This is a genomic window from Shewanella youngdeokensis (assembly GCF_033180165.1).
Lineage (GTDB): Bacteria > Pseudomonadota > Gammaproteobacteria > Enterobacterales > Shewanellaceae > Shewanella > Shewanella youngdeokensis.
Genome location: NZ_CP136522.1, coordinates 1,925,151 through 1,947,503, shown reverse-complemented (window position 1 = coordinate 1,947,503; position 22,353 = coordinate 1,925,151). Strand labels below are relative to the sequence as shown.

The following is a 22,353-nucleotide window of genomic DNA, read 5'->3' as shown; positions in this document are numbered from 1 at the left end:
TATAGAGATATAACCTACGTCAATGCCTCTGGTTATGTTGCGTCAACTTCCGTTGATGAGTCATCAGCAGCAGCGTCTTGGTTGTTATCGTCATAGCTTGCACTGTCGTCCATCACATCAACACCCATATCCGTGTTATCTGACTGAGTCCAGTCACCAGACTGGCCATCATCGGTGCCTGTTGTCATAGGTTGCGAGTCCGCACTTGAGCCGTCCATTTCATAGCTTGAGTCAACGTCGATAATGACAGATGCATTAGCACCATCAATAGGCTGATCCATACTATTGACGCCACTCATGTCCATATTGATGTCGCCCGTAAAGCTGTCATCAATATTCAGTGTGATTGGCTGTGATAAGTCGCCACTGATCAAGTACTCGTCTTCACCTTGCTCAATTGCAGACTCAGGAGATACGCCTTCAGGTAAACCAGATACAACCAAATGGTCTACGTCACTGTTATCACTAATTTCTGTTGGAATTGACACATTGACGCTGCCACCTGGCGCAGCTGTATAGTCATACTCAGTTGAGTCGGCGTTGGTATTGACAGTGAGCGCCCCATCGACGGTGTCTTCCCCATTACTAACGTTATAGGTTAAATCGACCGTGTCTTGTGCTTCGCCTTCTTGCTCAATGCGATAACTGCCGTCATTGGTATCGATTACAGTGGCACTATCAGATTGCACATTCGATACCGTCAAGTTATCACCTTCAATGCCATCTACATTAGCCAGTAACTCTTCTACGGTAACAATTGTCACTCCAGATTCATCTTTAGGCTCAGATACTTTACTGGTCGATGATGATTTGTCATTAACCGCTTTTATCTCTAAATCTACCGAATATTCGGTGTCATTACTGGCGTAAAAATCGACTTTTACAGGCCCTTGATAAATAGGATCTGACCAGAACGTCCAAGTATCGTTATCGTTATCAACTAGCACACCCTTGTCACCAGAGTAGCTTACGCTGTCAACGCTAACGGTATCTGGATCTAAACTTTCAGCTTCGAGCAAGTCATTAGCTTCAATTAATACGCTACCGTCATCATTCATAACAAAGGTTTCTGGTTGTTGCACATCAGTCAGAAGCTGGCTGTCATCTTCAACCGAACTTTCATCCCCTTCATCTAAGGTGACTGAAGTCACTGTCACAAAGAAGTTACCGTTATAGTCCTCTGGTGGTGTCATTGATAGATCATTGAGATCCCATTGGGATATATCAACTTGCTGCCCCTGTTCTGTGATGGTTACAGTATGCGTTCCATCACTAACAACAAACCCTACTGGATAACCTGTCATAACTAGGCTTTCCATAGACTCTGACGCATCAAGCATGGCTACATTAAGCGAGAAATGGCCAGTTGTATCTTCAGCAAACACCAATGGTCCATCATGGGCGGTGGTAATAACCGTTCCGTCAGCAACAGGGCGAATATATACCGGCAAGTCGATACTTGCCTCACTATTACCATCACTCGCTATCACTTGTAGGTCGGCGGTACCTGCAAAGTCAGCGGTAGGGGTGAAGGTCCAAGTACCATTACCGTTATCTGTTAGGCTACCATCGGCTTCTTCACCATCGGCAGTATGCACTTTCATAATGGTTAATGAACTATCGACATCACCAAATAATGCCAGTAAATCAGCTTCATTAAAGGTGACGTCTCCATCCTCTTCGATGGTTAAATGGGCATTGCCATTTTGGAATGGAGAATCATCAACTGGAATGATGTCCATTGCCAACTCGCCTGGAACCCCTTCGCCAGACTCATCTGAAATAAGGTAACTGAGTTGCACCAATCCATTAAAGTTTTCAGGAGTAATTAAGCTATAGGTTCCATCTTGATTTTGAGTTAAAGAAGCATTTGCAGGCTGTTTGACTGCAAGATTATCTAACGTCAATTTATCGCCTTCGACATCGGTTGCCTGAGACAATATATAGTCAGGGTCAATAGTAATGCTGACGTCTTCAGTGCCGCTAAGGTTAATTGTTGGCGCCGTTGGTAAGTCATTAACTGCATCTACAGTGAGATTAAGTGCTGTGGTGACAGTTTGATCACCATCACTAACATCGAAACTCAAGGCTACTTCGCCATTAAAGTCCGCTGCTGGAGTGACGGTATAGGTACCATCTTGGTTATCGACAACCTTCACATTGGGGTCGTCAGTCGCAACATTAAGCGCAACTAAGTCATCACCATCTAAGTCTGTAGCATTAGCAAGCAATGCTTCTTGGGTTAGCGTGATTGTGCCATCTTCGTTGATGCTTGCATCTATTGCTGTTGATTCTGGTGCATGGTCAACAACAAAGTTAACGACTTGAACCGTACTTGATTGATCATCATTAGCCAATTCCGTTGCAGTAGCAGTTATTGCCAATGCCGTCGAACCGGTATAATCATCAGGGAAAGTCACGGCAAGCTCTTGCTCTAACGCAATGGTCGGAATAATCGCGCTGCCGGTTTCATCAATGACTATCTCGCCTTGATAGATCTGGCTGTTTGTCTCACCGATATCAACAGTAAAGGTGAAGTCGTCAAAGTCTTCATCGCCGCCACCAAAGATATCTTCTACACCGTATACAATCTCTCCGGCATCATTTAATTCAGTTTTAGTATGCGCCACGCCATCTTCGTTAAGATTATTGTTGGTACCGGCATGGAATATGGCATCGCCAAACTGACTTTGGATCACGGTTTCGCTACCGTCTTCACTAATATGCACTAACTGTGGGTCAATAGAGTCGATAGTGGCAATGCTGCCGTCAGCATCACGAAACTCATATGTACCCTCTTGAAGATCGTCAAAATCGTTTTGTCTAAACCCATTTGGAATGACAAATAAGTTAAAACTCTCACCTTGTGATACATCAAAAGTAAATGAGGATTCGCCTGGCACTAAATCTCCACCCGAGCCCACTTGCGACGCATTTTCAAAGCCAATTTGAACACCGGTAATAGTGCCATTTTCATCAACAGTGTAATAACCCGCTGTATTTTGGTATCCAGCTCCTTCACCTTGGAAAGTAACCGTTATGTCAGTATCTTCGTAGCTGACAATCCCGCTACTTTGGTCATTAAGCAAGTCTTCACCGTCATAATTAAGCACGGAACCTTCAGGTAAGCCTCCAACCTCAACCGTTAATGTTTCCGATAGGTCTATATCGACTAAATTGGCATCAATATTTAGCAGCGTGGTTGAACCGGGCTCAACCACAATTGCATCATCGGTTACCACGGCGCCATCGGCTGTTGTAACAACTAAATCAGGCGAATCTGCTACCGCCTCAATTGTCACTGCGATACTTTGGGCAGTTTCTTCTGTACCATCAAACACACTGAAAGCAACATCAATATTGCCACTGAAATTCTCATTCGGAACAAAGCTGTAAGTACCGTTACCATTGTTAATTAGCTCGCCTTGTTCACCACTGTAAAATACACTGGAGACACTGAGGTCATCGCCATCAACATCGGTCGCTTTAGCGAGTAATTGAGCCTCGGTAAAGAGTAAGGTTTCATCTTCTTGAATCGCAAAATTAACCGGTTCAACCTTGGCTGCATCGTTTACAGGAGTCACGGTTAAATAAAGTTCACTTGCGGTTACTAATTGGCCGTCGCTAACCGCGTAACTTAACTCAACTTGACCATTAAAATCATCATTAGGGACAAAGCTATAACTGCCGTCATCATTAAAGATCAACGAACCGTCATTACCACTGTAGGTAAGATCTTGAATGGTTAAACTGTCTCCTTCGATGTCTGATGCATTTTGCAGCAGGTCTTCATCGGTAAAATGCACCGTATTATCTTCTAAGGTGTCGAGTATTGCAGGGCCTGACGTTTCAGGGGCGTCATTTACTGCGGCAAAATCAATGTGAATAGTATTGGTGTCAGTTAATTCACCATCAGAAACTTGATAAGTTAAATCAATTTCACCAGCAAAATTTTCATCCGGTGTGACAGTCCAGGTACCATCACCATTATCAGTTAAGGTCGCATTGTCATCATTTAATGCCAAATTAGTAATGTCTAAGTTTTCACTGTCAATATCAGATGCTTGAGCCAATAACTGAGCTTCGGTAATAATAATTGGGGCAAAACCAACGCCGCCCTCTTCAATACTGCTAAAGCCAGGCATAACGGTCGACAAATCTATATTTTGTTCACCAGCATGAATGTTTAAATCAATTGTTTCAGTAACTTCAGCGCCATCAACAGCAATAGAGGTAAAGACAACATTGTCTGGCTGCGTTTGCGAAACAGACATATTTTGCACCACATAAGAGCCATTACCTTCAATTGTGCCTAGCTCAAACCGCGCCACGGGCACATCTGTGGTTAGCGTGTAAGAATGTTCAAAACTACTATTGTCGGGTTTAGAGTAAGTTTGTGAATCAATTAAATTGCCATCAATATCAAACGCGCGGATCTCAATCTCGGTAAAATGATTGCTCCCCTCAACAAACCAGCCTCCTACGCCATCAAGCTCAAAGCTAATTTCATTAATATCTTGCCCTTCAACGTAAACAACTAGTTGCTCATTGCCACTTAGGCCATTGTCATCGTCGTCGCCAATACCATGGCCAATGTGGGTGTTACCGTTCCATGCACCTAGTGGTCCACCTGTGCTTTCGGTAGTGATCACTAAATCGCCATCAGTGAACTCTCGGGTATGTGAGTCAACTTCATTACCCCAATCATCTAAACTGGCTTTATCATCAAAAGTACCGATGAGGCTAGTATGTGTCGAATCGGTAACCGCAGACTCGTCGGCAACAAAACGCACCTCGCTGTTAGCTGCAAATTCTTGGCCTACCGTCAATGTTACCCAAGCATCATCAATATTAGCTTGTACAATACCAAAGTCGGGTTGCTCGTCTAGGCGAACCATGGGTTCTTCACGCAGGCTCACACCTACGGTTTGGTCTTCTTCTCCTTGAATATACCAATCATCTCCAGCAACCGGAGCATCATTAACCGCTGCAACACTGACTATAGCCCCAGATTCCACCACACTGCCGTCTTGGTCTGACACATTAAAGTCCATCTCAATGTCGCCGTTAAAGTCATCATCTAAAGTGATTACAAATGACTTATCGCCGCTTTCGGGGTCAATAACGCTGACGTACGTTGCATTAGGAATACTCAGGTTGGTAACTATTAATTGATCGCTATCGATATCGCTGGCATTACTCAGTAATGCCGCTTCAGTAATGGTAAATTGGGTGTCTTCGGTTGCGTCAAACTGTAATGGACTGTCGTTATCGATGACGACCGCATCGTTAACATTGGCCACATCCAGCGTTAACACTTCTGTGGTAGAAGCTGTATCACCATTGGCGTCTTCTACGCTTATTGCGGTTACTTCAAGTGGGATCTCACCATAAAAGTCTTCTGCTGGCGTAATAGTCAGCAGGCTTAAATCCCAGCCGAGCACATCAACTGAATCATTGTCGGTAGTGGCTACAAACTGCTGCGTGCCATCGCTAATGATGGCTCCTGCTGGGATCTCTCCAACCATTAATGACTGCATTGACTCAGAGCCATCAGTATCAACCAGTGATGTCGCAATATTTAAGTCAATCACTGTATCTTCAAGCAGCGTTTGCGGCTCTGTAACCTGGATCACATCGAGCACGGCACCGAGGCTGTTGTCCGAAGGTGAGTCTAATTCGAGCCTTGGATTGTCGGTGGTTGCAGTAAAGGTATAGCTGTAACTTTCCCAGCCAACATCGGGCTGAATTGAGTCAATTAGCACGCCTTCAAAATACACATCAACTTGTGAGTCTTCACCTGCTAGACCCGCCCGCGCTGAAATATCAAAGGTTAGCGTCACTGTATCACCGGCAGCTATGTCGAGGTTTTGATAGATGTTTGACTCGTCACCGCGATCTTTTTCAAGTTCCAATACTTTGCCGCGGTTATCACCAACACCGTAAACATAGTCTGGGTTTGTTTCAATTCCGCCACTGGCGTTGTCAGTAGACCAATCGCTTAAAATGCTGCCGTTGTCATTGTATTCAGACAGGGTGATTTGATTTAGCGACACACTTAACGAAGGGGTATCAGCAACGCCATCAACTTCAACTACTGATGCAAATGTCGCGGTAGCGGTACCATCGTTAATCACCACACTTAACTGCGCATCACCACTGAAATGCTCGCTTGGGGTAAACACCCAGTCACCATTTTCGTTTTGCGTGACTGTGCCGTTGTTATCAGCCGCTGAAATAGAGTCTATTGACAGTAAATCACCGTCTACATCTTTTGCATTACCAAGCAATTCTTCGCTGTTGATAATGATGCTGTTGTCTTCGTTAACAGTAAAAGTTGCTTCGGTAAAGACCGGTAGGTCATTCACTGCGGCAATATCAATATTACCGTGGGCAACAGTACTGGCTTCGCCATCGCTAACCGAGAACGCGAATGGCACATCGCCGTTGTAGTCAGCCGTCGGGCTAAAGGTAAACGTGCCGTCGCCATTATCAACCACATCACCAAAACTTGGGTCAATTTTAAGCCCACTGGCAACGAGCTTATCACCCTCGACATCGCTGGCATTAGCCAATAAATCGGCCTGGGTGATCACAATGGTGTTGTCTTCTTTGCCACTAAGCTCAGTATGCTCAGCCTCAGGCGCATCGTTTACAGCGTCGACTGTAATATCAATATTTGCAGCAGTTACAGCAACGCCGTCATCGACACCAAACTGCAATTGCATTTCACCATTAAAGTTGGCATTAGGGGCAAAGCTATAAGTTCCGTCTTCATTATCAGTTAATACACCATCTTTGCCAGTGTATGTCACATTGGCAATCGATAGGCTGTCACCGTCGACATCAGTGGCACCAGCAAGTAACTGCTCGTCAGTGATCACAATGATTCCATCTTCACTCATACTGAAGGCAAGATCAGGCGCCACGGCAGCATCATTAACCGCTGCAACATTAACGATGGCGCCCGACTCCACCACACTGCCGTCTTGGTCTGACACATTAAAGTCCATCTCAATGTCGCCGTTAAAGTCATCATCTAAAGTGATTACAAATGACTTATCGCCGCTTTCGGGGTCAATAACGCTGACGTACGTTGCATTAGGAATACTCAGGTTGGTAACTATTAATTGATCGCTATCGATATCGCTAGCATTACTCAGTAATGCCGCTTCGGTAATGGTAAATTGGGTGTCTTCGGTTGCGTCAAACTGTAATGGACTGTCGTTATCGATGACGACCGCATCGTTAACATTGGCCACATCCAGCGTTAACACTTCTGTGGTAGAAGCTGTATCACCATTGGCGTCTTCTACGCTTGTTGCGGTTACTTCAAGTGGGATCTCACCATAAAAGTCTTCTGCTGGCGTAATAGTCAGCTGGCTTAAATCCCAGCCGAGCACATCAACTGAATCATTGTCGGTAGTGGCTACAAACTGCTGCGTGCCATCGCTAATGATGGCTCCTGCTGGGATCTCTCCAACCATTAATGACTGCATTGACTCAGAGCCATCAGTATCAACCAGTGATGTCGCAATATTTAAGTCAATCACTGTATCTTCAAGCAGCGTTTGCGGCTCTGTAACCTGGATCACATCGAGCACGGCACCGAGGCTGTTGTCCGAAGGTGAGTCTAATTCGAGCCTTGGATTGTCGGTGGTTGCAGTAAAGGTATAGCTGTAACTTTCCCAGCCAACATCGGGCTGAATTGAGTCAATTAGCACGCCTTCAAAATACACATCAACTTGTGAGTCTTCACCCGCTCGACCCGCCCGCGCTGAAATATCAAAGGTTAGCGTCACTGTATCACCGGCAGCTATGTCGAGGTTTTGATAGATGTTTGACTCGTCACCGCGATCTTTTTCCAGTTCCAATACTTTGCCGCGGTTATCGCCAACACCGTAAACATAGTCAGGGTTGATTTCAATTCCGCCACTGGCGTTGTCAGTAGACCAATCGCTTAAAATGCTGCCGTTGTCATTGTATTCAGACAGGGTGATTTGATTTAGCGACACACTTAACGAAGGGGTATCAGCAACGCCATCAACTTCAACTACTGATGCAAATGTCGCGGTAGCGGTACCATCGTTAATCACCACACTTAGCTGCGCATCACCACTGAAATGCTCGCTTGGGGTAAACACCCAGTCACCATTTTCGTTTTGCGTGACTGTGCCGTTGTTATCAGCCGCTGAAATAGAGTCAATTGACAGTAAATCACCGTCTACATCTTTTGCATTACCAAGCAATTCTTCGCTGTTGATAATGATGCTATTGTCTTCGTTAACAGTAAAAGTTGCTTCGGTAAAGACCGGTAGGTCATTCACTGCGGCAATATCAATATTACCGTGGGCAACAGTACTGGCTTCGCCATCGCTAACCGAGAACGCGAATGGCACATCGCCGTTGTAGTCAGCCGTCGGGCTAAAGGTAAACGTGCCGTCGCCATTATCAACCACATCACCAAAACTTGGGTCAATTTTAAGCCCACTGGCAACGAGCTTATCACCCTCGACATCGCTGGCATTAGCCAATAAATCGGCCTGGGTGATCACAATGGTGTTGTCTTCTTTGCCACTAAGCTCAGTGTGCTCGGCCTCTGGTGCATCGTTGACCCCTGTGACATCAACATTAAAACTCATCGAATCAGTAGCGGTATCAGAAAGCGCCAAGTCGTCTGCATCTATTACGCCATCGGCATTATTATCTGTTGTTACATTCACACCAAAATCTTCACTATTGGTGGCAGTACTTGGCTCGGTTGTTTCGGCGCCACCTGTGACATCACTATTACTATTTGGGTTGTCTTGTGCATCATTTGTCGTGGTTTTGGCTTCAGCTTGTGGTTCAGATGAGCTTTCTTCATCAACACTTTGCGAGCCAGAAGACACATCTTGTGAAGTGCTTTCGCTGTTAGCTTCTTTTGCTTCAGGATCGCTTGGTTGCTCATCTTTGTTGTCGGCCATCGACTTTTCGTTATTTGATGACTCAGTCTCCGCTGCTGCGGGCGCAGCGGCAGATGACTGTTCTGCTTGATCTGCACTGCTATCTTCAACATCAGCAGAGTCGTCTGAAGCGTTTGCATCACTTGGGGTTAATCGCTCTTCTGCTGCTTGGCTATCCATTGAGGAGGACGAGGTGGCGACCGTATTACTCACCGTTGACTGGTTATTATTTGCCTGTGATGACGAAGTGTCTGAGTCTTTTGTATTAACTTGTTCAACAGCTTCATTTAATTCATTTTTTTCAGAGTTACTTGTTTGGTTATCATTTGACATAATAAGATCCATCGATAATTAAGTATTGGCTTTCCATAGCAACAGACTAGGTACATTCAAATCTATGAGTTTGAACGCTAGTCCAATCGAAATTTATTAATGTTTATGGAACGTTCAACATTAATATACCTTTAAATTAAAAGGCGATTAGTCATTTAAACGTTAGTCTAGGATGTGCGTTAATTCCGCCATAAACATGCTTTTTTTGACCTAAATCAATAAAGCCATGCAATAGGTTTTAGCTAATAGAAACAGCTACCAATTAAAAGAAAATCAATAAGCACTTAGCTGTTCCACATTGCAAAACATACAGCTATAACCGTGTATAAATGTCATATTTAGGCTAGTCCAAGATTTAATTTTTTGCAGAGGTTTTAGACATCAAATGCCAAGGTGATGCAGTTTTGAATCAACTGTAACAGCCATAATCACACATAGCAGTGGCAAACATAGGGCCAATTGCCGTACTCAACTTTTTTGTTCCACGCGTTTTTTTGCTGCAGTTATAGACAAGCTGCACAAAAGCAAAAATCAATCACACTGATTATCAATTTTTCCGATCAATATCATTACCTCAACCATGTGGTTTTGACCGAGTTCCGATAAGATTGAGCATAATATTTGTCATTTAACTTAGAGCCTTCAACGATGCTGGACGATATCAACCCCGTCAACAAAACCAATAATTTTAAAGGTATTTTTATTATCGCTGCATTAATGATTGTGTTAATGCTCTTTCCGACATACAGCGTCAACCTCATTGCCGACTTTACTCAATACGCCATCAATACATTTGGCTTAGGCTTTATTTTATTTTCTACCGCAATGGTACTTATCTCAGCATTGATTATTATTAGCCCTATCGGAAAATTAGTGCTTGGCGGCCAACATGCCAAACCCGAGTTTAGTTTATTAAGTTGGTTGGCAATGTTATTTACCGCCGGAATGGGTTCAGGCCTGATTTTTTGGGGAATAGCAGAACCTGTATTTCATTTTTCAAACTTGCCACTTACTGCTGCTGACTCAACAGATGCTTTAAACAAGGCTCTCGGATTAACTTATTTTCACTGGGGGTTTCACGCTTGGAGCATTTATGCCTTAGCTGGGCTGGCTATCGCATGGTTCAGCTTTAATCGCGGTCGCTCATTGCAAATATCATCAAGTTTTACCGCACAAAAAAGTAGTCCATTTAGATTGTTAGATTGGCTGGCGATCATTGCGATTGTATTTGGCGTGGCTAGTACATTTGCTAACACCATTGCACTGGTACAAACAGGCCTTCAACAAACTATCTCGGCAGAAATTGGCTCGATTTCACTCAGGTATGGCCTTATATTATTAATTGCGGTGCTGTTTACTGGTTCATCTTTACTTGGTTTGCATCGTGGCATTAAGTGGTTAAGTCAGTTTAATACACTGCTAATGTTAGTACTAATGACTATCGTCATTTTGCTCGTAGATCCAGTTAGTACCCTCAATACGGTCATGTCATCAGTAACGAGTTATGTCACCATTTTACCGCAAGTTTCTTTCAGCCTATCAGAACAGTCTAGACAGTGGAGCATCGACTGGAGCGTAATTTACCTGGTTTGGTGGGTTGCATGGGCTCCTTTTGTTGGGCCTTTTATTGCGAGGATCAGTAAAGGGCGCAGCATTCGTCAGTTCTTGCTGTGTGTAATTTTGGTACCTACAATTGCTTCAATTATTTGGTTTAGTGCTTTTGGTGGCGCAGCGCTGAGCCTTCCCTTCGCCGATGATATCGTTACTGCTGTTAATCACGATTACACTCAAGGTTTATTCCGCTTTTTTGATCATTTACCCATGACGCAAATATTTTCGGTTACCGCTATTATTTTGCTAATCACTTTTATCATTACCAGTGCAGATTCCGCACTATTAGTGTGCTGCATGCTCGGCGGTAATAGTAATAAAACCAACAAAATACTCTGGGCAACTTTAATTGTTGCGCTATCGATGTCGCTGCTCTATATCAATGACGTCGACTTAAATAAGCATGTCGCTATTGCTGGCGCAGTGCCGTTTACACTGGTACTTATCGCACAGGTAATTGCCATGTGCCGTGATATGTTTAAGTTTGTAGGCACCAAATAAATCAGTTGTGCAGATCACGAGTTCGACTTTACGCTTGTACTTGTGATCTGCCGATGCTCGGCATACTTTCAACAACTACCATTAATCAGAGCAGTTCAACCTCACTCAATTAATAATACCAGAGCAATTAAGTCGAGCTCATATTTGATAACCCGCATTTATAGCTAGTTTTCGCAATAGCGGTAAACTGTCCATTAACTCAAAAAGCTGTCGGCAAAGTTATATCACTTAAAATATATGTTAACTATTGATTATATATCGATTAATTAACGAGCTAACAATATTGGTATGACAACTAACAAGCTTGTGGGCTAGCGCTAGAGGAGTGTACTTTAAGGATGATATTGAAGAATAAATATTTGTGTAGGCAGCTCTACATAGTCAACTTTACCGAGGCCTATAGAGGTTCAAATACAATTTGAACCTCTATCAACTACAACAGCTAAAACCGAACTACTTACCCCAAGGGTTGGCAGGATCTTGTGATGGTGCTGGGCGGTTACTACTTTTACGACGGTTCTGTGCGTAAGCGTCTTGAGCTCTAGGCTTATCTTTACCGTAACGTGGACGGCTGCCTTTATTTTGCTTCATTGCTTCGTAATCCGCTGTTGCCTTAGCGCGCATCTCTTCAATTAACTCAATAGTTAACTCTTGTGGTTTACGCGGTACGATTCCATCGGCGAACCCACGTTCACGCGGCTTAAGGGCAAATTGCGCTTCACTACCTTTAGGCATGCGCTTAAAACGATATAGATAAAAGCTTTCTACTCGCTCTCGCGCCCACTCAGTCTTTTTAAGAAACTTGAGGCAAGCTGGCATGTTAGGATTAGTATTAAAACATTCTAAGCGAATCGCAGCATAGAGTATTTTCCAATCATAAAAATCGACAAGCTCTGTCACCATGGTTTCAAGGTTAAGGCCGTGTAATGGGTTGTTCTGTTGGTGTTCAATCATGGGGCGTCCAAAAATCACTGATGTAAATGTACAAACTCGTTAGTAACCTAACAAGACCACTATCATCGTCAAAATATTAGCTTAATAATAACAAGAAAAGCCTGATATCACCCGCTCAAATCCCTATCGCGGCTGAATAAATGTAAAAATCAGCCTCAAGATGATAATAAATGACTTTTAATTGCTTGGTTGCTCGACATATGAGCGCCTAAGTCTGTATAATCCGCGGCTGTTTTACCTACGCAAACGCTTGCTCAAATTGGGGAGTGTTTTCTGCTTAGCTTCGCATAATTAACCTTTCAGGATATTCCATTGATCTCTACCGCAAACATCACCATGCAGTTCGGCCCTGAGCCATTGTTTGAAAACATTTCCGCTAAATTTGGCAACGGTAACCGTTATGGTTTAATCGGTGCTAATGGCTGTGGTAAGTCAACTTTTATGAAAATCCTAAGTGGTGAGCTTGCGCCAACCGCTGGCAATGTCTCAATTACCCCAGGTCAAAAAGTCGGTACGCTAAGCCAAGATCAATTTGCTTTTGAACAGTACAGTGTTGTTGATGCTGTGATTCAAGGTGATCCTAAACTGTGGGAAGTAAAACAAGAACGAGAACGCATTTATTCTTTGCCTGAAATGAGCGAAGAAGATGGTATGAAAGTAGGCGAGCTTGAAAGCGAGTTTGCTGAAATGGACGGTTATAGTGCCGAAAGTCGCGCGGGTGAGATCTTACTCGAAGCCGGTATTGATGAAGAGTATCACTTCGGCCTAATGAGCCAAGTTGCACCGGGCAAAAAACTACGTGTGCTACTAGCACAAGCGTTATTCTCAAATCCTGATATCTTGTTACTCGATGAACCAACCAACAACTTGGACATTCATACCATTAACTGGTTAGCAGGCGAGCTAAACAAACGTAAATGCACCATGATCATCATTTCGCATGATAGACATTTCTTGAACACTGTCTGCACCCATATGGCTGATATCGATTACGGCGAACTACGTATTTACCCAGGTAACTATGAGTACTACTTACAGGCGGCAGGCTTAATTCAAGAGCAGCTACTTGCAGGTAACGCCAAGAAAAGTGCAGAAATGGCTGAGTTACAAGACTTTGTTAACCGTTTTGGCGCTAACGCATCAAAAGCTAAGCAAGCAGCTTCACGCGCCAAGAAGTTAGACAAGATCACCCTTGATGAAGTTAAATCATCAAGCCGTATGACCCCATCACTACGCTTTGACGAAAGCAAAAAAATGCATCGCCAAGCCCTAGTTCTGGAAGAGTTAAGCCATGGTTTTGACGGCAATACGTTATTCCAAGGTGGCAACCTTATTCTTGAAGCGGGTGCCAAACTTGCTGTTATCGGTGAGAACGGTGTGGGTAAAACAACCCTACTTCGCTGTTTAGTCAACGACCTAACCCACAGCTCAGGTGTGATTAAATGGTCTGAAAATGCTGCAATTGGCTACTGTCCACAAGACAGCACTGCAGACTTTGACAACGATTTAACGCTATTTGATTGGATGTCGCAATGGCGTACACCACGACACAACGACCTTTCGGTTCGTGGCATGTTAGGCCGTTTACTGTTTACAGAAGATGACGCTAACAAGAAAGCACGTAACTGTTCTGGTGGTGAAAAGAACCGTTTATTATTTGGTAAGTTAATGATGATGGACGTTAACGTTCTCATTATGGACGAACCAACCAACCACATGGATATGGAAGCAATTGAAGCATTAAACAATGCGCTTAAAGACTTTGAAGGAACATTGATTTTTGTAAGCCACGACAGAGAGTTTGTCTCATCGCTGGCGACTCATATTATTGATGTAAAAGACAAAGAGTTAATTACCTTCCATGGCTCATTTAACGAGTACATGTCTAGCCAAGCAGAAGCTGAAGCCGCGCAACAAAAATAAACAGCTAACCGGTTATACACTGAAAGCCATTTGAGTCATCAAGTGGCTTTTGTGTTTTTAGCCATAAGCCAACAAACTTTTACGCACTGCGGGCGTTAGCTTTTCAATCGCGTATCGCACGGTGCTGCGTTGCATGTTCGTCCTATTCGCTTTTAAATAGGCAATCACTTCAGCCTCATGCTCAACGCTGGTGACTTTAAGTAACCAGCCAACACTTTTCTGCACAAAAGGATCGGGGTCATTAAGTAATCCATCGCAATGGTTTAAAATCAAAGCCAGATCTAACCGATACACCGACCGCCCTATTTTCCGCTTAACAAATTTAACCCATGCCACACAGCTGGCACGGCGACACCAAGGGCTATTCGATAATGCCCAGTGTTGCGTATTTTCAATTAAATGCGGCCTTGCAAGCATAAACTGGTACAAGGTTTTAATACATAAGTCGTCCACATGAGACCAATTTGTGGCGTAATGCTCGAGCCAAAACTCAAACCTTAATAGTAAGTCATCGCTAAAGTGACGCTTTACAAACTTATTGATCAACCCAAATGCCAATAATACCTCTTCGGTATAATGGGCCTGCGTTAATATATACTCAGTTAAACTAAGGTAACCTTCAGCGCTCAGTTCAACATGTTGCTGTTGAAATTCATGGATCACTTGTTTTATATCAGCCGCTTTCACACCGATAAAGTTGACCTCATGGTTAAAAAATCGCGTCATTGAAAGCGCGGTTTCAGCACTGCTACATGCAGTTAAAGATTGCCTTAACTGTTTTAAATAAGCCGTATTATTTTGGTTAGGCTTTTCAAGTTGTTGATTTAAAGTTTCGGTGTACATGATAGTCTCAACTTTGTGGGTCAGCTTAACGCAGTGCAATTTCGATATTAGAACACATTGCAAAATACATTTTAAGCGAACAAATAGTTGGCAATAAAAAGCCCATCCATTGATGGGCTAAATAATTAATCACAAACAGGTTTTAAGCTGAATAGTTTAACTAGTCACGTTGTTTTTACGTGCTTGATGCAACTTTTTATAGCTTTCAATCAATCTTAAATGTGGCTCTATACCTTCAAGTGCCATACTGGTTTTAGTTAATCCAAAGAACTTAACCTCACCGGTCACCGACCCAACCACATTGTTCATATTGTCTTCACCGAACATTCTGTTGAAGTTAGCGATAAAGTGCTCAAGTTCAAGGTCTTCATCTAAAGTGACTTCAAGCACAGCGTTAACCGCTTGGTAGAATAAGCCACGTTCAACGGTGTTGTCGTTATACTGTAAGAACTCACCTACCAGCTCTATAGCGTTTTCAAGCTCGCCTAATGCCAGGTAGATAAGGATCTTAAGTTCAATGATAGTTAACTGACCCCATGGGGTATTTTCATCAAACACAATACCGATTAGGGTTGGAATGTCGGTTTGGTTATCAAGCTGACTTTCTTCAAGCCTTTCGACCAGATCTGCTAATGCGTCATCATCTAACGAGTGCAAGTTTAAAATGTCTTCGCGGTATTGTAGTGACTTATTGGTGTTATCCCAGATGAGATCTTCTACTGGGTAAACCTCTGAGTAATCAGGTACTAAAATACGGCACACTGATGCCCCAACCTGATCAAATTCAGCAATATAGGCCTCTTTGCCTATGTCTGCCAATATACCGAACAAGCTCTCGGTTTCTTCTTCATTGGTGCCAGAAAAATCCCATTCGCAGAAGTCATAATCATGATTACTGCTAAAGAAGCGCCATGAAATCACACCGGTAGAGTCGATAAAATGCTCGACAAAGTTTTCAGGTTCAGTCACGGTTAAGCTGTCAAATGTTGGCTTTGGCACATCGTTTAACCCTTCAAAACTGCGGCCCTGCAGTAACTCGGTCAAACTACGCTCCAATGCGACTTCAAGGCTTGGGTGCGCACCAAACGAGGCAAACACACCACCCGTTTTAGGGTTCATCAAAGTCACACACATCACGGGGAACTGGCCACCTAATGATGCATCTTTTACAACAACCGGAAAACCTTGCGCTTCTAGTCCAGCTATTCCGGCTAAAATAGACGGGTACTTTTCTAACACAGTTTGTGGCACATCAGGCAAGATAATTTCTTGTTCAATGATCTGCCTTTTAACTGCACGTTCAAATATTTCTGATAAACACTGAACCTTAGCTTCTTGTAAATTATTACCCGCACTCATGCCATTACTTAGGAATAAGTTTTCAATCAAGTTCGACGGGAAGTAAACCGTTTCACCATCACAATGACGCACATATGGAATGGCACAAATACCACGTTCAACGTTACCTGAGTTAGTATCAATCAAGTGAGAGCCTGCAAGCTCACCGTCAGGGTTATAAATAGCTAAACATTGTTCATCTAGCAGGCCGGCCGGAAGTGAATCGTCCTGTTCGAGCGCGAACCACTTTTCATTGGGATAATGCACAAATTCACTGTTGGCGATTTCTTGCCCAAAAAACTGGTCATTATAGAAAAAGTTACAGTTCAAACGTTCAATAAACTCACCGAGCGCCGAACAAAGAGCGCTTTCTTTAGTGGCACCTTTACCATTGGTAAAGCACATCGGTGATGCAGCATCGCGGATATGTAGCGACCACACGTTTGGAATAATATTTCGCCATGACGAAATTTCAATCTTCATGCCCAAGTCAGCCAGCATACCAGTCATATTGGCAATGGTTTGCTCAAGCGGTAGGTCCTTACCCAAAATGTACGTGCTAGCATCGCTATCCGCTTGCCCCATTAACATGGCATTAGCGTCAGCATCTAGGTTTTCAACCGTCTCGATTTTAAACTCTGGCCCAGTTTGCACCACTTTTTTAACCGTGCAACGCTCAATAGAACGTAAAATGCCGGTTCGGTCTTTTTCTGAAATATCTTCTGGCAGCTCAACCTGGATCTGAAAGATTTGGTTATAACGGTCTTCAGGATCAACAATGTTGTTTTGTGACAAACGGATGTTGTCGGTCGGAATATCACGAGCCTTACAGTAAACTTTAATAAAATAAGCCGCGCAAAGCGCTGAAGATGCTAAGAAATAGTCAAAGGGACTGGGGGCAGAACCATCGCCTTTATAGCGAATGGGCTGGTCGGCAGTAACAGTAAAGTCATCAAACTTTGCTTCCAGTCTAAGGTTGTCGAGAAAATTTACTTTGATTTCCATTAAATATGTCCAGAGTCGTGCGCTGTTAGTCAGCTTACTTTAATGAAGGAATTATCGGTGTTTTTAAGCCAATAGTCTTGGGTTAATTGCATTAAACACTCAAATAGCTTTGTTTATGCCGCCAATGGTTCAGCGCTCACTAATTTTAGTCTAATTTAACGACGGTTATCAGGTCAGCTGAGATACCTTTGCCTCTAATTTAGGTAAATGTCACCCGCGTATAAATGCTGCTAATGAAAAAATTCACCTACTGACTTGCTTGCTACACTTGCAGTTAACTAAATAGAGCGTGACAAATCCCGCAAAAATACACTCTAATAGGCTAATTTAGAGTGACATCACATCCATGATTCATCACACATGTTAGCCTCAAGTTTTACGCATAGTTAACGTTAATTGAATGATATTTACTATGCCATATCATAGAGATACTAATGCTATTAAAGCATTAACAATAGGGTTTAACGTAATGAAAAAAGTCGTACTCGCAGGTCTAGTAAGTTGTCTAATCGCAGGTTCAGCAAGCGCTAAAACCTTAGACGTTGATAACGCTATTGGCATGGCCAGCTTAATGATTTGTACCACTTACTATAGTGAAAATGATATGCAAATCGAAGGTACTATCGTAGGTCAGTCTATGATGAATCATGAAAATGCTGGCATTAAAGAAATGAAAATGACCGAAACTACGAACAAGAAGCTGACTGAATACATGGCGAATTTCAAAGCGGCAAGCAAATCTCAAAAAGGCGAACTTTGTGAGCAAGCAATCGAATTTGCCCGTAACAGCACATTTGTAAAAGAAAACAGTTAATTATTGCACCTCAAAAGCTAACCTAAAATTAGGTTAGCTTTTACGCAGCCTCTAAATAAAAACCTCTCAACGTCGTAGTTAACCATCAACTCATTACCAACTTATTTTACCTAAGTTGCATACGGCTACCGCTAATTTAGCCCTACCATATAACAAATTGACTAACACACACTTGCTGCTGGAAAGCCAATTATCACCAACACAATAACGAAATCATCAGTGCTGTTATGGTTTGGGTTCGTGGGTCATTGTCAATTCTTGGTGACCTGTATGCTTGTCTGTCTGCTCGCTGATTATCGAAAAACCCTGAGACATGTAAAATTTTATACTGGGTTCGTTTTCCTTATAAACACAAAGCGATAGACGAGTGCGCTGGCTTTTCGCGTGTGACAATAACTGCTTACCCACACCCTGCCCCTGAGCATCATTAGCAACAAAAAGAGCTGCTAAGGTTGTTTCATACAATGCATAAAAGCCAATTATTTTTGAGCCTCTTTGGTAGACAAAAATGTCTGAAGCCGGCAGATAGATATTTCGCATATTATCAACTTGGCTCTGCCAAAACTCGGCATCAACAAAATCGTGCGCCTTAATGGATGCCGTTAACCAAAGTTTCAACACCGCTTCAATATCATCATTTTTATAAGATCTAATCATTTGATTTTCTGATTTACCATAAACTGCGTTCATCTTAACTAAAACGGTTCATACATGATTGAATATTTACGACAAATAAATGTGCGTTCACATTCAAGTTTGCTCATTTAGCCGTTACTCAGCACACCTTGAAAAACGCCGACGGCATTTTGCAAAAAGCGGTCAACACTTGCCACTAGAGTAAACTCCACTCCTCATTCAAGCCAAACCTTCTCAGTCAAACTTAGTCAAAGTGCCGAGTTAACAGCACGCGCCTAAAATTCGCTATTTTTGCCTGATAAAGCGCGGCTTTAACTAAAAACCCACTAGCAGCATGCCAAACATTGTTTTGTATCAAACGAAAGGTCACTCATGCATTGCTGTTTGTTTTAAAGGTCGTTATGTTATTGATTAACTATGGTTGGCTTGGTGTTTCGTACAACATTTATATAAAGGAAGAACATGTCAGTTAATATTGCAAGTAGGTTAGAAACAGGGACACCTTTTTTACAGGATTTGATTGCGGACATTAATTCTGGCCAGATCAAAGTTCCACAATTTCAACGTAAGTTTGTTTGGAAGGAGGAGCAAGCGCTTAAACTTCTAGACTCTATAGCTAATAATTATCCTATCGGAAGTCTTCTTTTATGGAAAACAAAAAACTCTTTAGCCGTTGAAAGGAACATTGGGGCATTTAAACTGCCGGAAACAGATGACATGTCTCCAACTGATTATGTACTTGATGGCCAGCAAAGGCTTACAGTTATATATTCTGCCTTAGGGGCTATAGAGGGCGAAGGTGGTTTTGATGCAGTCTATGACCTAAATGAACAATGCTTTATGGAAGCTCCTGAAGAGTTCAATCAAACTCAATTCCCACTGAGAATTATTTATAACACTACGAAGCTTCTTAATTTTCGTTCTGGCCTAGTAAGCTATCCTAATTCGGATGAATTACAGGAGAGACTTGACGGTATTATTAGCGTAATTACAAAGTATAAAATTCCTGTTGTTACGCTGAAGGAGCTAACCGTAGAAGAAGTCTGTCCAATATTCGAAAGAATCAATAGTTCTGGTACTCGTCTTTCAACGTATGACCTTATGGTAGCGGCAACTTGGACTGAAAGTTTTGACTTAAATGATGAAGCACAAAAGATTGCCAGTGCTCTAAAGCCTAAAGGTTTTGATGATATAGATGGAAATACCGTACTTAAATGTCTTTCAGCGATAAAACACAAAGGGATAAAGAAAGATCAGGTTCTATCATTACGAAATCTTTCCAAGGAAGAAATGGACGCGTTAGTTGAAATTGCAAAAGACGCACTATTAAAAACAGTAGATTTACTAATAACGGAATTTAAAATTTACAGCTGGGATTTTCTCCCTTATGAAGCAATGGCTATAGTGCTTTCATATGTTTACTCAAAAAGAAAGACTCTAAGCTTGGAGGATGTAAGGCGCGTTAGGCAATGGTTTTGGGTTAGTGGATTCTCGGAAAGATATAGAGGAGCCTCGGAGTCATTTGTATCTCAAGATCTTGAAGCAATAGATTCATATGTAATTTCTGGTGAAGAACCCCAGAAATCTTTCGGTGCCATTCCATCTATTGAAAACTTTAAAAAGTTATCATTTAGAAGTAACAACTCACGATCTAGAGCCCTAATAATCTTATTGGCGTTAAAAACGCCAAGAAATTTAACAAATGGTGCTCTAATAGATCCTGAAACTGCATTGTCCAATTACAACAAAAAGCAGTTTCATCATATTTATCCAAAAGCGCACCTTAAACGCACTTCGGCGCCAGGAGAGCATAACAGTTTGGCTAATTTTTGTATGTTAGCCGCATCTGAGAATAATGCTATTAGTGATGATCATCCAAATAAGTATTTGCCGAGGCTGATTGGTGAGCTCGGTACAGATGCCCATGTGGTCTTTAGCTCCAATTATTTGCCTACTCCTGACAGCGTTGATTATTCAAGTTTGAATTACCTTGACTTTATACATGCAAGGGCAACACTAATGCTAGAAGATATAAATAAGTTAGCCAATGGCGATAGCGTATAATCGGGGAAAAAACATATACCCCCTTCATTAAATGGCACGAATCCCCCTCTGACTAAGCTTGCTTGATAAGTTTTAGTTGGAGGTTGAAATTCCACGCCCTAGAAGAACTCTAGTGAGTCTTGAAGACACACCTTATTACCATTGCTGCAGTCGAGTCGTTCGGCGTGCATTTTTGTGTGGTGACGACGAATACACAGGCAAGAATTATGACCATCGCCGAGGCTGGGTTGAAACCCAAATACTTAAACTGACTGAAGTATTTGCGATAGATGTTGCCGCTTATGCATTCTCTATCAAAGAGAGGGAGCAATCATCTGCATGTAGTGCTGTTTATCGACATAGATAAAGCAAATCAATGGTCTGACAGAGACGTTGTTATGCAATGGCATCAGCGTTTTAACGGTACAGCACTTGCCACTAGAGTACACTCCACTCGTCATTTAAGCCAAACCTTCTCAGTCAAACTCAGCCAAACTCAGTCAAACTACCGAGTTAACAGCACACGCCTAAAGTTCGCCATTTTTGCCGGATACAGCGCTGCTTTAGCGAAAAATTCACTAACAGCATGCCAAACATTGTTTTGTATCAAAGATTAACAATAGCTGGCTTAGAGTTTTTTAACAAAGTATGATCCTGATGTGACTATATTAAAGTCAATCTGGTTTGTCATGAACAAACCCTAGCATATTGAAAGTAAATAGATGTAGAAACAAGTTATCTAAAAGTTCTCTCTTATGCCTTTGTTAAGCTTTTTAAATTCAGAAAAAAGTTCTTGTTTCTGTGCTGTCGAGCTCGGAGATAAAACCTTAACCACCGATACCATATAGTCCTTATACTCTTTTGAGGCTTTTTCTAACCCGGCCTCGGTTAACTCAACCAGACGCTTACGTTTATCCGTTTTATCTTTCTTTTTTAAAACGAGCCCAGCCTTGATTAAATTATTCACCACAACGTCTGTATTACCGCTGGTAGAGATCGTAAACTCAATCAATTCGCTGACCGTTAATGGCCGTTTTTCACGAAACAGGATCATTAATACATGTACTTGCGGTAAAGTGAGCCCACTCTTGCGAATCTTTGGCATAAACGCAGCTGTCACTAATTTATTAAACATAGAAATTTCAATCATCAGCGAAACGTTTAAGTCCGATTCATCATCATCTAATTTTCTCATATTTACCCGGCTCCTTACTGACCAAGTCTTTCACTCTCATGTTTAAAGCAAATATAGTAACCTCTTTGAAACACGCATACCATTAATTTGCCTTGTATTTTTATACATTGGTTATCCTCCAATCGGCACGCATTAGCCTATGCTGTTAGTGCTCAGAAACGCCCACTACTATTATTTATACAATAGAAGCCGAGTATTTAACCATTACTGCT

10 protein-coding genes and 1 pseudogene are annotated in these 22,353 nt (G+C 42.4%); 5 read left to right on the top strand and 6 right to left on the bottom strand.

Annotation, left to right across the window (positions count from 1 at the left end; translation table 11 throughout):
• Nucleotides 1–32: 32 nt before the first annotated feature.
• Nucleotides 33–9,278, bottom strand: a complete 9,246-nt coding sequence (locus RGE70_RS08335; RefSeq protein WP_310471013.1) for a tandem-95 repeat protein — start codon at nucleotides 9,276–9,278, stop codon at nucleotides 33–35.
• Between the two features lie 621 nt (nucleotides 9,279–9,899).
• On the opposite strand from RGE70_RS08335, the gene RGE70_RS08330 reads away from it, so the two are divergent.
• Nucleotides 9,900–11,390 (top strand): BCCT family transporter, encoded by a 1,491-nt coding sequence (locus RGE70_RS08330; RefSeq protein WP_310471012.1) that lies wholly within the window; start codon nucleotides 9,900–9,902, stop codon nucleotides 11,388–11,390.
• Between the two features lie 453 nt (nucleotides 11,391–11,843).
• Here the strand turns inward: RGE70_RS08330 and RGE70_RS08325 are convergent, their stop codons facing one another.
• The gene (locus RGE70_RS08325) at nucleotides 11,844–12,344 is read right to left on the bottom strand and encodes a VF530 family protein (protein WP_310471011.1); all 501 of its coding nucleotides are present in this window, start codon (nucleotides 12,342–12,344) and stop codon (nucleotides 11,844–11,846) included.
• Nucleotides 12,345–12,656: 312 nt separating this feature from the next.
• Here RGE70_RS08325 and RGE70_RS08320 point away from each other — a divergent pair, with 312 nt between their 5' ends.
• On the top strand, nucleotides 12,657–14,267 hold the full coding sequence (locus tag RGE70_RS08320; RefSeq protein WP_310471010.1) for an ABC-F family ATPase: 1,611 nt from the start codon (nucleotides 12,657–12,659) through the stop codon (nucleotides 14,265–14,267).
• Nucleotides 14,268–14,324: 57 nt separating this feature from the next.
• Here the strand turns inward: RGE70_RS08320 and RGE70_RS08315 are convergent, their stop codons facing one another.
• Together RGE70_RS08315 and RGE70_RS08310 are read right to left on the bottom strand one after the other, a co-directional pair.
• Entirely contained in the window at nucleotides 14,325–15,110 is a 786-nt protein-coding gene (locus tag RGE70_RS08315) for a DNA alkylation repair protein (RefSeq protein WP_310471009.1), read from the bottom strand.
• 156 nt (nucleotides 15,111–15,266) lie between these two features.
• Nucleotides 15,267–17,453, bottom strand: a complete 2,187-nt coding sequence (locus RGE70_RS08310) for an OsmC domain/YcaO domain-containing protein (protein WP_310471008.1) — start codon at nucleotides 17,451–17,453, stop codon at nucleotides 15,267–15,269.
• A gap of 469 nt (nucleotides 17,454–17,922) precedes the next feature.
• On the opposite strand from RGE70_RS08310, the gene RGE70_RS08305 reads away from it, so the two are divergent.
• A complete protein-coding gene (locus RGE70_RS08305; protein WP_310471007.1) occupies nucleotides 17,923–18,267 on the top strand; it encodes a hypothetical protein in 345 nt (114 codons plus the stop codon).
• Nucleotides 18,268–18,492: 225 nt separating this feature from the next.
• Here RGE70_RS08305 and RGE70_RS08300 read toward each other — a convergent pair whose 3' ends face one another.
• Nucleotides 18,493–18,924 carry an N-acetyltransferase gene (locus tag RGE70_RS08300; protein WP_310472948.1) on the bottom strand — a complete coding sequence of 144 codons (432 nt, stop codon included), beginning with the start codon at nucleotides 18,922–18,924 and terminating at the stop codon, nucleotides 18,493–18,495.
• Nucleotides 18,925–19,365: 441 nt separating this feature from the next.
• On the opposite strand from RGE70_RS08300, the gene RGE70_RS08295 reads away from it, so the two are divergent.
• Together RGE70_RS08295 and RGE70_RS08290 are read left to right on the top strand one after the other, a co-directional pair.
• Nucleotides 19,366–20,967, top strand: a complete 1,602-nt coding sequence (locus tag RGE70_RS08295) for a GmrSD restriction endonuclease domain-containing protein (protein ID WP_310471006.1) — start codon at nucleotides 19,366–19,368, stop codon at nucleotides 20,965–20,967.
• A gap of 88 nt (nucleotides 20,968–21,055) precedes the next feature.
• Nucleotides 21,056–21,381 (top strand): annotated as a pseudogene (locus RGE70_RS08290) (transposase); the annotation flags it as partial.
• Nucleotides 21,382–21,685: 304 nt separating this feature from the next.
• On the opposite strand, the gene RGE70_RS08285 reads toward RGE70_RS08290, so the two are convergent.
• Complete coding sequence (locus tag RGE70_RS08285) at nucleotides 21,686–22,141, bottom strand: MarR family winged helix-turn-helix transcriptional regulator (RefSeq protein WP_310471005.1); 456 nt, start codon at nucleotides 22,139–22,141, stop codon at nucleotides 21,686–21,688.
• Nucleotides 22,142–22,353: the final 212 nt, after the last annotated feature.

Bases quoted from the DNA above. Each gene is read 5' to 3' on its own strand.
- RGE70_RS08335 (WP_310471013.1), bottom strand. From the start codon at position 9,278: ATGTCAAATGATAACCAAACAAGTAACTCTGAAAAAAATGAATTAAAT.
- RGE70_RS08325 (WP_310471011.1), bottom strand. From the start codon at position 12,344: ATGATTGAACACCAACAGAACAACCCATTACACGGCCTTAACCTTGAA.
- RGE70_RS08315 (WP_310471009.1), bottom strand. From the start codon at position 15,110: ATGTACACCGAAACTTTAAATCAACAACTTGAAAAGCCTAACCAAAAT.
- RGE70_RS08310 (WP_310471008.1), bottom strand. From the start codon at position 17,453: ATGGAAATCAAAGTAAATTTTCTCGACAACCTTAGACTGGAAGCAAAG.
- RGE70_RS08305 (WP_310471007.1), top strand. From the start codon at position 17,923: ATGAAAAAAGTCGTACTCGCAGGTCTAGTAAGTTGTCTAATCGCAGGT.
- RGE70_RS08300 (WP_310472948.1), bottom strand. From the start codon at position 18,924: ATGATTAGATCTTATAAAAATGATGATATTGAAGCGGTGTTGAAACTT.
- RGE70_RS08295 (WP_310471006.1), top strand. From the start codon at position 19,366: ATGTCAGTTAATATTGCAAGTAGGTTAGAAACAGGGACACCTTTTTTA.
- RGE70_RS08285 (WP_310471005.1), bottom strand. From the start codon at position 22,141: ATGAGAAAATTAGATGATGATGAATCGGACTTAAACGTTTCGCTGATG.